The organism is Rugamonas aquatica (genome assembly GCF_009380215.1).
Lineage (GTDB): Bacteria > Pseudomonadota > Gammaproteobacteria > Burkholderiales > Burkholderiaceae_D > Rugamonas > Rugamonas aquatica_B.
The window spans coordinates 1-12,334 of sequence record NZ_WHUG01000021.1 but is presented as its reverse complement, the minus strand read 5'-3'; the positions used below and the strand labels follow the sequence as shown (position 1 = coordinate 12,334).

The 12,334-nt window shown below is 67.2% G+C and carries 11 protein-coding genes; 7 read left to right on the top strand and 4 right to left on the bottom strand.

All coding sequences use genetic code 11. From position 1 onward, the window contains the following. The first annotated feature begins 38 nt into the window (after positions 1-38). Complete coding sequence (locus GEV02_RS30410) at positions 39-1,691, top strand: DUF4214 domain-containing protein (RefSeq protein ID WP_152841552.1); 1,653 nt, start codon at positions 39-41, stop codon at positions 1,689-1,691. A 93-nt stretch (positions 1,692-1,784) separates the two neighbouring features. Then, the gene (locus tag GEV02_RS30405) at positions 1,785-2,084 is read left to right on the top strand and encodes a PsiF family protein (protein WP_152841551.1); all 300 of its coding nucleotides are present in this window, start codon (positions 1,785-1,787) and stop codon (positions 2,082-2,084) included. Positions 2,085-2,226: 142 nt separating this feature from the next. Here GEV02_RS30405 and tcuC read toward each other — a convergent pair whose 3' ends face one another. Next, on the bottom strand, positions 2,227-3,540 hold the full coding sequence (gene tcuC / locus GEV02_RS30400) for an MFS transporter (RefSeq protein WP_152841550.1): 1,314 nt from the start codon (positions 3,538-3,540) through the stop codon (positions 2,227-2,229). Positions 3,541-3,798: 258 nt separating this feature from the next. Here tcuC and GEV02_RS30395 point away from each other — a divergent pair, with 258 nt between their 5' ends. The 4 genes from GEV02_RS30395 to GEV02_RS30380 all read left to right on the top strand — a co-directional run bounded on the left by GEV02_RS30395 (position 3,799) and on the right by GEV02_RS30380 (position 9,355). After that, positions 3,799-4,431, top strand: a complete 633-nt coding sequence (locus GEV02_RS30395; protein ID WP_152841549.1) for a GIN domain-containing protein — start codon at positions 3,799-3,801, stop codon at positions 4,429-4,431. A 96-nt stretch (positions 4,432-4,527) separates the two neighbouring features. Continuing rightward, positions 4,528-6,822, top strand: coding sequence for a putative bifunctional diguanylate cyclase/phosphodiesterase (locus tag GEV02_RS30390; RefSeq protein WP_328595955.1), 2,295 nt, complete (start codon positions 4,528-4,530; stop codon positions 6,820-6,822). Between the two features lie 28 nt (positions 6,823-6,850). Next, on the top strand, positions 6,851-8,350 hold the full coding sequence (locus GEV02_RS30385) for a methyl-accepting chemotaxis protein (protein ID WP_152841548.1): 1,500 nt from the start codon (positions 6,851-6,853) through the stop codon (positions 8,348-8,350). Between the two features lie 12 nt (positions 8,351-8,362). After that, positions 8,363-9,355, top strand: coding sequence for an alpha/beta fold hydrolase (locus GEV02_RS30380; RefSeq protein WP_174999416.1), 993 nt, complete (start codon positions 8,363-8,365; stop codon positions 9,353-9,355). On the opposite strand, the gene GEV02_RS30375 is transcribed toward GEV02_RS30380, so the two are convergent. Continuing rightward, positions 9,339-10,214: a head GIN domain-containing protein gene (locus tag GEV02_RS30375; protein WP_152841546.1), complete on the bottom strand. Its 876-nt coding sequence runs from the start codon at positions 10,212-10,214 to the stop codon at positions 9,339-9,341. The two genes, GEV02_RS30380 and GEV02_RS30375, sit on opposite strands and share 17 nt — an antisense overlap. Positions 10,215-10,408: 194 nt before the next feature. On the opposite strand from GEV02_RS30375, the gene GEV02_RS30370 reads away from it, so the two are divergent. After that, on the top strand, positions 10,409-10,792 hold the full coding sequence (locus tag GEV02_RS30370) for a nucleotide pyrophosphohydrolase (protein WP_152841545.1): 384 nt from the start codon (positions 10,409-10,411) through the stop codon (positions 10,790-10,792). Positions 10,793-10,799: 7 nt separating this feature from the next. Here GEV02_RS30370 and GEV02_RS30365 read toward each other — a convergent pair whose 3' ends face one another. Further along, positions 10,800-11,453 (bottom strand): Vgb family protein, encoded by a 654-nt coding sequence (locus GEV02_RS30365; protein WP_152841544.1) that lies wholly within the window; start codon positions 11,451-11,453, stop codon positions 10,800-10,802. A gap of 53 nt (positions 11,454-11,506) precedes the next feature. Further along, positions 11,507-12,334: helix-turn-helix domain-containing protein (locus GEV02_RS30360; protein WP_152841543.1), on the bottom strand; the 828-nt coding region annotated here is incomplete at its 5' end.

The following is a 12,334-nucleotide window of genomic DNA, read 5'->3' as shown; positions in this document are numbered from 1 at the left end:
ATGCAAAACTTATTTCACCTGCGCGCCGCGCTTTGCTGATGCCCGACACCAACGACTCCAACAACATTTCCCCAACCATCGACACGATCGCCATCGGCGGCACCGCGCGGGGCAGCTTCGAGAGCAAATGGGACAGCGACCGGTTCAAAGTCCATCTGGAGGCAGGAACGTCCTACGTGTTTTCCATGACATCGCTGTTTGGCGTTGGCTATGACTACATCCTGGGCAACGCCAATTTAAATCTGTACTACAACAACGTCAGTGTCGTTGCCGCCATGGGCGACAACGACGCCGGCCCTGCCATCGCCTATCAGCCCGCCATTAGCGGCGACTATTTCATTGCAGCCGAGCTCTATGATGCCGGCGGTCTTCCGAACGGAAAACTCGACTACCAGATCTCGGCCGCAATCCAGCAGCCCGATGCACTGTCGGCCGATATCCACACCACCGGCGTGCTGACTGCGGGGGGCATCGTGACCGGCCGCTTCGATGTCGCCGGCGATGTCGACTGGTATAAATTTCATGCGGAAGCAGGCCAGCACTATACCTTCTCCTTCCCCAACGAATCGCTGCTGCCCACCTTTTTCTCCATCTACGATGCCCAGGGCAAGGAGCTGACCGATTCCTATATCCCCCTGGAGCTGGCTACCGCAGGCGATTACTTCATCGCCGTCGGCGGCAACGCCGTGGGCGACTACAGCATGCACGCAAACAACCGCGTTGACGACTATTCAGCCAACGACAGCAGTGCCGGCGTGATCGTGGCGGGCGGCCAGGCCACCGGCCGCCTGGAATATGGCGTAGATCAGGACCGCTTCCACATGCAGGTGCAAGCCGGCCAGATTTATACGATCACTCTCAGCGGCGACCAGCGCGACAAGGACATTCTCCATTTGCGGATCCTCGATGAGCAGGGCAAGGAGATCGCGGACGCCACGCCCCGCCCTGAGCGCGCCGACCTGCTCCCCACGACCTTTACCGCCACGACCAGCGGCACTTACTCGATCGTCGTCTCGGTCTTCGAACACCGCCACGCCGGCCATGATCCCTACACCATCAAGGCATCGAACCCGATACCGAACGACGCCGGCACCGCCGGCAACGACATCCTGCTCGGCAAGAACAACGGCGCGGCCATCCATGGCGGCGCCGGCACCGACACGGTGGTCCTTGACGGCTCGTGGATCGGGTACAACATCGTCCAGCGCGGCGGCCACGCCGAGGTCAGCCAGCTAAGCACTGGCGGCACCAACATCCTCGACGGCGTCGAACGCCTGCTGTTCGACGACAAGAGCATCGCGCTCGATGTCGACGGCGTCGGCGGCAAGGCTTACCGCTTGTACCAGGCCGCCTTCAACCGCGCGCCGGACGAGTCCGGCCTGGGCTACTGGATTGCCAACATGGACAAGGGCCTGAGCCTGCACGACACCGCCGGCTACTTCCTCGCCAGCGAAGAATTCGGCCGGCGCTACGGCGCCAACCTGAGCAATGAAGATTTCGTGACCCAGCTGTACAGCAACGTGCTGCACCGCGCGCCCGACGCCGAAGGCTATGCCTACTGGCTGCACGATCTGCAGATCGGCGTGCCGCGCGCCAACCTGCTGGTCAACTTCAGCGAGAGCCCGGAGAACCAGGCGGCGCTGATCCAGGTCATCGGCAACGGCTTCAGCTACATCCCGTACAGCGCGTAAAAAACGGCCGGCGCATGCCAACTCGGTTATAGTGCCCTTGCGGCAAGAGCATCCGCCGCGCCCTACCGTCATTCGACCTTCGAGGAATTGAAAATGAAAAAACTGTTCGTTGCCAGTCTGATCCTGTCCCTGAGCGGTGCGATGGCCCTGACCGCCAACGCCGCCGAGCCGACGGCCCAGCAAAGCAAAATGAAAACCTGTAACGCCGACGCCACCGGCAAAAAAGGCGATGAACGCAAGGCCTTCATGAAACAGTGCCTGAGCGCCGACGCCGCAGCGCCCGCGCCGAAACTGACGCAGCAGGACAAGATGAAGAAATGTAATGCCGACGCCACCGGCAAAAAAGGCGACGAGCGCAAGTCCTTCATGAAGGAATGCCTGAGCGCCAAGTAAGCTGAGAAGCGGCCGCCAAGGCCGCTTCGTCATTCCCGCGCAGGCGGGAATCCATAGACCGCCGCCGGCGCCAGCCCGGCATGGAGGGAATGCATGCAGTGCATGGATTCCCGCCTGCGCGGGAATGACTGCTCAGCGGCCGCTAAACCGTCGCGCCGGCCCCGGCCGAATGCCGCTGCTGGCGCTCCTGGCGGCGATACAGCACCAGCGTCGCGCACAGCCCGCACACGGCGGCAAACGTCATCCACCAGCCCGGCGCGCTCTTGTCGCCGGTGTATTCGATCAGGCCGGTGGCGATGGCCGGCGTGAAGCCGCCGAACACCGCCGTCGCCAGGCTGTAGGCCAGCGAGAAGCCCACCGTCCTCACCTCGACCGGCATCACCTCGGTCAGTGCCACCACCATCGCGCCGTTGTAGCTGGCGTACAGGAAGGACAGCCACAGCTCCACGCCCAGCATGCGGCCGAAGCTGGGCGACTGCACCAGCCAGTGCAGCGCCGGATAGGCGGTGAAGATGGCCAGCACGGTAAAGCAGATCAGCAGCGGACGGCGGCCGACGCGGTCCGACAACGAGCCCATCACCGGCAGCCACAGGAAGTTCGACACGCCCACGCACAGCGTCACCATCAGCGCGTCGGCGGTCGACAGGTGCAGCACGTTCTTGCCGAAGGTCGGCGTGTAGACGGTAATCAGGTAGAACGACACGGTGGTCATCGCCACCAGCATCATGCCGGAGATCACCAGCGCCCAGTTGTTGAGCATGGAGCGGAAGATTTCCTTCACTTCCGGACGGTGCTTGCGGGCCTTGAATTCCTCGGTCTCCTGCAGCGAGCGGCGGATCACGAACAGCACCGGCACGATCAGGCAGCCGACGAAGAACGGGATGCGCCAGCCCCAGGCGCCGACCTCGGCCGGCGTCAGCCACTGGTTCAGCGCGAAGCCCAGCGCGGCGGCGGCCACCACCGCCACCTGCTGGCTGGCCGACTGCCAGCTGACATAAAAGCCCTTGCGGCCCGGCGTCGCCATTTCCGACAGGTAGACCGACACCCCGCCCAGCTCGACGCCGGCCGAGAAGCCTTGCAACAGGCGGCCGGTCAGCACCAGCGCCGGCGCCAGGTAGCCGATGCTGGCGTAGCCCGGCACGCAGGCGATCAGCAAGGTGCCCAACGCCATCAGCGCCAGCGTGACGATCAAGCCCTGGCGGCGGCCGACGCGGTCGACATAGGCGCCGAGGATGATGGCGCCCAGCGGGCGCATCAGGAAGCCGGCGCCGAAGGTCATGAAGGTCATCATCAGCGAGGCGACTTCATCGCCGCTGGGGAAGAAGGCCTTGGCGATGGCGTTGGCGTAAAAGCCGAACAGGAAGAAGTCGAACATCTCCATGAAGTTGCCGCTGACGACGCGGAACACCGTGCTGAAGCGCGACTGCTGGGGTTGGGAGGCGGTAGAGGAAGTCATGGCGTGTCTCGCGGTTGATACTTTGTTGTCGTTCGGAGCGCCCCCGCAGCGAGGGGCGTCTGGCGATGATACGCCGCTTTGCTTTCATTTTCCCTTCAGTGCCGGATACCCACCTGCCGTTGATCGTAGCCTTAGCGCAACACAACACCATTTTTTTGCAGTTTGTCGCAAACTTGTCGGCAGCGGCGGCCAGCTTCAGTAAGATTAACATTGTTAAAACTAACACCGTTCAATTTCATCACTTATTGAGGTCTTACCATGCGCCGTACCGCTGCCGCCGTCCTGATCCCCGCCCTGTTCGCCCTGAGCGCCGCCGCCCAGGCCGCCGAATCGAGCCGCTCCCTGCCATCCTTCGTCGCCATCAACGCCAAGGGCGCGTTCGCCATGACGGTGGAAGTGGGCAAGACGCAATCGGTGGTGGTCAGTGGCGAAGACCAGTTCGTCGCCTCGCTCAAGACCGAGGTGGTGGACAACGAACTGCGCATCACCATGGCCGACAAGAGCTTCAAGTCCTCCAAGAGCGACCCGCGCATCACCATCACAGTGCCGGCGCTGAGCCGCGTCAAGGTCGAAGGCGCCGGCGAAACCATCATCAACAAGGTCAACACCGACCGCCTCGACATCGGCTATCTGGGCGCCGGCCACCTGGTCGCCAACGGCAAGGTCAAGTACCTGCGCGTCAACGCCAAGGGTGTCGGCGAGGTCGATACCAAGTCGCTAGTGGCCGAGCGCGTGGACGTCAATTTCGAAGGCGTCGGCCATGTCAGCGTGCACGCCACCGACCTGCTCAACGCGGTCGCCAAGGGCATGGGCGAGCTGGACTACTACGGCCATCCCAAGACCGTCAACAAGTCTGTGGCGGGCATCGGCAGCGTCAACGCCAGGGACTAACTTGCCCTGCTGACACGCCGGGCGATTGCGGGTACTATCAAAGGACCGAATCAAGACCACAACCCGCAACGCATTCCGGAGGCAGGAACGGTGGCTGTGCCGAACGACATCGCGCACTGGCGCGCGCAAATCTTTGCGAAGCTGCTGCTGGTCGTGTTCCTGCTCGGATCGGCCACCGCCGTGCCCAGCGTGCTGCTGGCCGCCAGCGAAGGCATGTGGTCGATCGTCGTCATCGACATCGTCGCGCTGCTGTGGCTGGCCGCGATCTGGCGCCTGCGGCGCCTGCCCTACACGCTGCGCGTGCTCAACTTCCTGGCAATCGCCTTCGTGGTCGGCATCGGCCTGCTGCTCAAGGTCGGGCCGGTCAGCCAGATCTATCTGATGGCCATTCCGGTGCTGGCGGCGCTGCTGCTGGGACTGCGGCCGGCGCTGTGGACGCTGGGCCTGGCCGGACTGGCGGTGATGGTGGTCGGCTTCGAGCAGAACTCCAGGCTGTACATCGAAGGCATGCCGGACTACGGCTTCCTCAAGGCCGCCATCATCACCCTCAACTTCATGTTCATGACGGCGGTGCTGACGCTGTCCTGCGCCGTGCTGCTGCAGCACCTGGCGCGCTCCTTCAGCGAACTGCAGAACCACCAGGCCGAACTGTCGGCGCTGAACGCCGAGCTGCGCCTGACCTCGGCCGCCGTGTCGCGCCTGAACGACATGGTGCTGATCGCCGAAGTCAACCAGGAAGATGGCGCGGCGGTCCAGCACATCATCTTCGTCAATGAAGCGTTCGAGCGCCGCACCGGCTACCGGCGCGGCGAAGTGCTGGGCCGCAGCCTGCGCCTGCTGCAGGGCCCGGACACCGAGACCGCGGTGCTGGACCACATCGAGCGGGCCATGGCGCGCAGCGAGGCGGTGCGCGCCGAGCTGCTCAACTACACCAAGGCCGGCGAGCCGTACTGGGTGGAGACCGAGCTGGTGCCGTTCGCCGACGAGGGCGGCGTCAACACGCACTGGGTGGCGGTCGAGCGCGACATCACCGAGCGCAAGAAATCGCAGGACGATATCCACCGCCTGGCCTTCTTCGACGTGCTGACCGGCCTGCCCAACCGCCGCCTGCTGATGGACCGCATCGACAAGCTGCTGGCCAGCTCCGAGCGCGGCGCCACCTACAGCGCGGTGATGTTCATCGACCTGGACCGCTTCAAGACCATCAACGACGCGCGCGGCCACGCCACCGGCGACGCCCTGCTGTGCAACGCCGCCGCCCGCCTGTCGCAGCTGATGCGCAAGGCCGACACCGTGGCGCGCATCGGCGGCGACGAATTCGTGGTGCTGCTCGGCCACCTGGCGCACGACCTGCACGCCGCCACCCACGCGGCGCTGACCGTGGCCGAAAAAATCCGCGCCGCCATCGGCCGCGACTTCGAGATCGAGGGCCAGAGCTACAACTCCACCGCCAGCATCGGCGTGACCATGCTGCCCAAGGCCGGCGGCGACGCCGAGGGCCAGAGCGCGCAAGACCTGCTGCGCGAAGCCGACACCGCGATGTACCGCGCCAAGGCCGAAGGCCGCAACGGCATCGCCTTCTTCGAGACGGCGATGCAGGCCGAGGTCGAACGGCGCCTGACCATGGAGCGCGACCTGGCCGCCGCGCTGGCCGCCGGCGAACTGCAGATGCATGTGCAGGCCCAGGTCGACCGCAGCGGCCGCGCGGTCGGCGGCGAGCTGCTGATGCGCTGGCCGCTGGCCGGCGGCGACATGGTGCCGCCGCACGTGTTCATCCCGGTGGCCGAGGAATCGGGGCTGATCGTCGAACTGGGCGCGTGGGCGCTGCGCCAGGCTTGCGAGGCGGTGCTGCGGCTGGCGCAGGCCGGGCTGGCGATGCCGCTGTCGGTCAACGTCAGCCCGACCCAGTTCCGCCAGGCCGATTTCGTCGAGGTGGTGCAGCGCACGCTGGCCGACACCGGCGCCCCGGCCGCCATGCTGGTGCTGGAAGTGACCGAGGGCCTGTTGATCGACAAGATGGACGAGACCATCGCCCGCATGCACCAGCTGGCGGCGCTGGGGCTGCGCTTCTCGATCGACGATTTCGGCACCGGCTATTCCAGCCTGGCCTACCTGAAGAAGATGCCGCTGTACGAGTTGAAGATAGACCGCAGCTTCATCATGGACACGCCGGACGACGCCAACAGCCGCGCGCTGGTGCAGTCCATCCTGGCGATGGCCGGCCACCTGGGCCTGCGGGTGGTGGCCGAGGGCGTAGAGACCCAGGCCCAGGCCGATTTCCTGATCGCCAACGCCTGCGCCTGCATGCAGGGCTATCTGTATGCGCGGCCGATGCCGCTGGCGGCATTGATCGAACGATTACAAAGCAATACGGCAGTGGCGGCCGCATAAGCCATCGACAACTGGGGAGGACGACGCAATGAAACTGACAGTCGCACACAAGATGATCGTTTTGGCCGGCGCCGCACTGGCCGGCATCCTGCTGCTGGCCGGCGTAAGCCAGTACCAGATGGACAGGGTCTACGAATCGGCCAGCTATTCGACCGTGAACACGGTGCCCAGCCTGGTGGTGCTGGACCGGCTGCGCGACGCCTTCCTGCGCATGCGCATCCGCGTCAACCAGCACGTGCTCAACACCGACGACAAGAAACTGGCGGAGATCGACAACCAGGTGGCCGAGATGCGCAAGGCGGTCGACGACAATATCAAGAAATACGAGGCCCTGCTGTCGGACGACAAGGACAAGGCCATCCTCGACCGCGAAAAGACCTCATGGGCCAAGGTGCAGCCGCAGATCGAAGCGGTGCTGGTGGAATCGCGCGCCAACCGCAACGACAAGGCGCGCATCGCGCTGGAACAGGCCAGACCCGAGATCCAGGTGATGCAGGCCGCCATCGACAACCACTTCGACTACAACATCGAACTTGGCAAGAAGGGCTCCGACGAAGCCGAGGCGATGAAGAAGGCGGCGATGCGCAACTCCATCATCATCGCCGCCGCCACGCTGGTGGTGGTGGCGCTGATCTCGGCCTTCATCACGCGCGTGCTGCTCCGCCAGCTGGGCGGCGAACCGGATTACGCCGCCCACATCGTCAACCGCGTGGCCTCCGGCGACCTGACCGAACAGGTGCGCATCAAGCCGGGCGACACCACCAGCCTGCTGGCGGCGATGAACACCATGGTCACCAACCTGTCGCGGGTGGTCAGCGAAGTCAATGACGGCGCCGAGGCGCTGGCCAGCGCCTCCGAGGAAGTCAGCGCCACCGCGCAGTCGCTGTCGCAGGGCGCCAGCGAACAGGCGGCGGCCGCCGAGGAATCGAGCGCCGCCATCGAGCAGATGTCGGCCTCGATCGCGCAGAACACCGAGAACGCCAAAGTCACCGACGGCATGGCCGGCAAGGCCGCGCAGGAAGCGGGCGAAGGCGGCGAGGCGGTGCGCTCGACGGTGGTGGCGATGCGCGAAATCGCCAAAAAGATTGGTATCATCGACGACATCGCCTACCAGACCAACCTGCTGGCGCTGAACGCGGCCATCGAGGCGGCGCGCGCGGGCGAGCATGGCAAGGGCTTCGCGGTGGTGGCGGCCGAGGTGCGCAAGCTGGCCGAGCGCAGCCAGGTGGCGGCGCAGGAGATCGAGCAGGTCGCCAGCGGCAGCGTCAACCTGGCCGAGAAGGCCGGCGCCCTGCTCGACACCATGCTGCCCAACATCAAGCGCACCTCGGACCTGGTGCAGGAGATCACGGCGGCGTCGGAGGAGCAGACCACGGGCGCGAGCCAGATCAACTCCGCCATGAGCCAGTTGAGCCAGACCACGCAGATGAACGCGTCCAGTTCCGAGCAGCTGGCCGCCACCGCCGAGGAAATGAGCGGCCAGGCGGAGCAGCTCCAAAGTTCGATGTCTTTCTTTAAGGTGCGCTGACAAACGATGATAATGATTTATACCGTTATATCCGTGGCGGCGGCGCTGTTGGCCGCCGTCCTGCTGTTCGAACGCGTGGCGCCGGTGGCGGCGGCGCGGCTGGGCATGGCGCTGGAGCGGCGCCGCGCCGGCCTGCGGCTGCGCCAGGCCGCCCTGCCCGGCTGCTCCATGCCCTACCTGGAGGGCGGCAGCGGCGACGTCCTGGTGCTGGTGCACGGCTTCGGCGGCGACAAGGACAACTTCACCCGCATCGCCCGCTTCCTGACGCCGCGCTACCGCGTGTTGATCCCCGACCTGCCCGGCTTCGGCGACGCCAGCCGCGATCCGCAGGCCGGCTATGCCATCGCCGACCAGGTCGAACGGCTGCGCGCCTTCCTCGACCGCCATGCGCCGGGACGGGTCCATCTGGGAGGGAATTCGATGGGCGGCTACATCGCCGCGCAATTCGCCGCCGGCCATCCCGAGCGGGTGGCCAGCCTGTGGCTGCTGGACGCGGCGGGCACCGAGGCCGCGCAAAGCTCGGCCGCGCTGGCCGGCTACCGCGCCACCGGCGCCATGCCGCTGCTGGTGCCGCAGGAGCGCGACTTCGCACAGCTGATCGCCAGCTCCTCGCACCGCGCCTTCTTCCTGCCGTATTCGGTGCGCACCGCGCTGGCGCGGCGGGCCGTGGCCGACTTCGCGCTGCACACGGCCATCATGCGCCAGGTGACGGCGTCGCCGCTGCTGGAGCGGCAGTTCAACGCGCTGCGCACGCCGGCGCTGATCGTGTGGGGAGAAGAAGACCTGATACTGCATCCGTCCGGGGCCGCCGCGCTGGCCGCGCTGTTCGGCGACCACCGCGTGATCCTGATGCCGGGCATCGGCCACCTGCCGATGCTGGAGGCGCCGCGCCGCAGCGCCCATGACTACTTCGCATTCCGCCGCCGGCTGGCGCAGGCGGCGGACATTGCTCCAGCGGCCGGCGCGCAGCCGGCCGCCGACGCGCTGCTTACTGAACCACGCTGACGCGTTTGCCGGTCAGGGTGCGCTGGGCAGGGTTGCCGTACACGGTGACGCGGCCTGAGCCGGAAGCGTCGGCCACCACCGACTGGCTGACGCCGGCCGAGATGCTGCCGGAGCCGTTCGACGACAGTTCCGCGCTCTGGCTGGTCAGGCCGGCCAGGTCGGCGCTGCCCGAACCGAACAGGCGCACCGTCATATTGCGCACGGTGCCGCTGGCGTTGGCGCCGCCGGAGCCGTGGATGTCCAGGCTGAGCGTGTCGCCGTTCAGGCGGCCCAGGTCCAGTCGCCCGGAGCCGTTGATGCTGGCGACGGTGGAACCGCTTTGCAGGCCGCTGGCGTTGACGCCGCCGGAACCGTTGACGCGCGCATCGAGGCGGCTGACGCTGCCCGACAACTGCACCTGGCGCGAACCGTTCTGGCTCAGGCTCAGCGCGCCGCCGTTCAAGCCGCTGACCGTCAGGCGCCCGGAGCCGTTCGACTGGATCTGGCGCAGCTGCGGCGTGGTGTAGATCACGCGCAGCGGGCTGGAACTCTGGATGCGGCCATCGACCCACATCCGCAGCGCGCCGCCGCTGGCGTCGGTGCGCAGCATAGGCAGCAGGTTGCTGTCGCCTTCGACCTGCAGCGACGGCGCATCGCCGACGCGCACTTCGACCACGACCGGGCCGTTGATATCGATGCCGTCGGTGCCGACGGCGTCGCGGCGTTCGACCGCTTGCTGGCCGTTGCCCTGCACCGCCGAGCTGCCGAAAGCCGAGCTGAAATGGACGTTGCCATTGCCGTCGTCCGGCACGACGATGACGGCGCAGCCGGCGAGAGTGGCGAAGGCGGTGATGACGGCGATGGAGATGGCGGTACGCATGATGGGGATGTCCCTGAAGTTATAGTATCGACACTGTAGCGCCGGCACCCGCGCACCGCCCGCGCCGTGCGACGAACGGCAGAAAACGGGGGCTAAAACGTCCAAAGGGCGCCATGGCTGCCTTTCGCTGCGGCCGGCGGGCGAGGCGGCGATGGTATGATGACGGCACCGACTTTCCTCCGCCGCAGACCACCATGACCGCTCCCGCCGCCCCTTCCGCCCACACCGCCAACGACAGCCTGACCGCGCTGCGCGACCTGACCCGCCAGTTCGCCGGCGAGCGCGATTGGCAGCAGTTCCATACGCCGAAGAACCTGGCGATGGCGCTGTCGGTGGAAGTGGCGGAACTGGCCGAGCATTTCCAGTGGCTGAAAACCGGCGCCGACGACGAACTCGATGACGCCAGGCGCACCGCCATCCGCCACGAGCTGGCCGACGTGCTGCTCTACCTGGTGCAGCTGGCCGACAAGCGCGGCGTCGACCTGTACGCGGCGGCGGTGGAAAAGATGGCGCTCAACGCCGTCAAGTATCCGGCCGCGCAGGTGCGCGGCGACGCCCGCAAGTACAACGAATACTGAACCTTCCCTACTGCGGGCGGCGCACCGCGCGCACCTTGCCGCTGCCGCCGCCACCGGCGTAGAACAGCCCCGCGCCATCCGACTCCAGGCCGCTGACGCCCACGCCGTCCGGCATCTCCAGCCGTTCCAGCACGGCGCCGCTGTGCGGGTCGATGCGGCGGATATCGCTCTCGTCGCCTTCCCAGGTAGCGTGCCACAACTCGCCGTCCACCCAGCTGACGCCGGTGACGAAGCGGTTCGAAGCGATGCTGCGGATGACCGCGCCGGTGGCCGGATCGACCTGGTGGATCTTGCGGTCGCGGTACTGGCCCACCCACAGGCTGCCCTCGGCCCAGGCCAGGCCGGAATCGTAGCCGTCGCCCGGCGCCGGGATCGAGGCCAGCACCTGGCCGCTGGCGGGGTCGATCTTGTCGATGCGCCGTTCGGCGATCTGGTACAGATAGGTGCCGTCGAAGGCGGTGCCGGCGTCGCTGGCGATGTCCAGCGCGCGGGTGGTGTCGCCGCTGGCGGGGTCGAAGGCGATCAGTCTGGCGCCGGTGGCGGCCCAGACGCGCTGGCCGTCGTGGGTGACGCCGTGGATGCGTTCAGCGCCGTCGAAGGGGCCGTATTCGCGCACGATTTCGGCCGGCCGGGTCTTGGTTTTGGATTTGCTGGTGTTCATTGCTGCCTCCTGTGTCGGTTGGGTGGGCCGCTTAGCGGCGCCGCAAGTGAACTTTATTCCAACGGCAGCGCCGCAGGGAGTAACAAGATTGTCGTGTATCCGGCCAGCGGCGGCGCCAGCCAGCGGCGCGTGCGCGCGCGGCCGATGGGACGCACGCGGCCTTCCTCCTCCAGCTCGGCCAGTGCGCGCTGCACGGTGCGCTGGCTGGCGTTCAGGGCCAGCGCCAGGGCCGATGTCGACCAGGCCGCGCCGTCGGACAGCAGCGCCACCAGCGCGGCCTGCTCGCCGGCGATGGGCGGGGCCAGCACGGCGACATCGCGTCCCGCCAGCGGCTGCAGCACGAAGCCGCGCGCGGTGGCGGCGATCTGCGCCTGAGCGGCGACCAGCGCGCGCAGGCGGCCGATCTCGACCCGCAGGCGGGCGCGGTGGGTGGCGTCGGGGTCGCGGGTGCGGAAGGCGGTTGCGATCAGCGCTTCGCGGCTGACGTCTGCTGGCCAGGCCTCGGCCAGCGCGCGCGCCAGCGCGAACAGCAGCGGGCGGCGGGCCAGGGGTTGCCACAGCCCGCCGCTGCCGATTCCACGGCGGCAGGCGTCGACCACCAGCGTGTCGGAGGCCAGCAGCGCCGCCACATCGCCGAGACGCAGCAATTGCTCGCCGCCGGCCGCCAGGCGCAGCGCGGCGGGACGGTCGAGCGCCGAGCGGGCCTCCGCCACTTCGGCCAGCAGCGCCGGAATGCCGGCCCGTTCGGCCGCCGCGTGCGCCCGCTCCAGCGCCGTCTGCGCGGGGGCGATGCGCAGCGAACGCAGCGCCAGCTCCGCCGCGGCCAGCCCGGCCACCGCCGTCAGCGCGGGCGGCACGGACGGCGCGGTGTGGGCGTCGGA

What these genes read in the sequence shown, in the direction of transcription:
- GEV02_RS30410 (WP_152841552.1), top strand. Translation starts at nt 39, where the DNA reads ATGCCCGACACCAACGACTCCAACAACATTTCCCCAACCATCGACACG.
- GEV02_RS30405 (WP_152841551.1), top strand. Translation starts at nt 1,785, where the DNA reads ATGAAAAAACTGTTCGTTGCCAGTCTGATCCTGTCCCTGAGCGGTGCG.
- tcuC (WP_152841550.1), bottom strand. Translation starts at nt 3,540, where the DNA reads ATGACTTCCTCTACCGCCTCCCAACCCCAGCAGTCGCGCTTCAGCACG.
- GEV02_RS30395 (WP_152841549.1), top strand. Translation starts at nt 3,799, where the DNA reads ATGCGCCGTACCGCTGCCGCCGTCCTGATCCCCGCCCTGTTCGCCCTG.
- GEV02_RS30385 (WP_152841548.1), top strand. Translation starts at nt 6,851, where the DNA reads ATGAAACTGACAGTCGCACACAAGATGATCGTTTTGGCCGGCGCCGCA.
- GEV02_RS30380 (WP_174999416.1), top strand. Translation starts at nt 8,363, where the DNA reads ATGATTTATACCGTTATATCCGTGGCGGCGGCGCTGTTGGCCGCCGTC.
- GEV02_RS30375 (WP_152841546.1), bottom strand. Translation starts at nt 10,214, where the DNA reads ATGCGTACCGCCATCTCCATCGCCGTCATCACCGCCTTCGCCACTCTC.
- GEV02_RS30370 (WP_152841545.1), top strand. Translation starts at nt 10,409, where the DNA reads ATGACCGCTCCCGCCGCCCCTTCCGCCCACACCGCCAACGACAGCCTG.
- GEV02_RS30365 (WP_152841544.1), bottom strand. Translation starts at nt 11,453, where the DNA reads ATGAACACCAGCAAATCCAAAACCAAGACCCGGCCGGCCGAAATCGTG.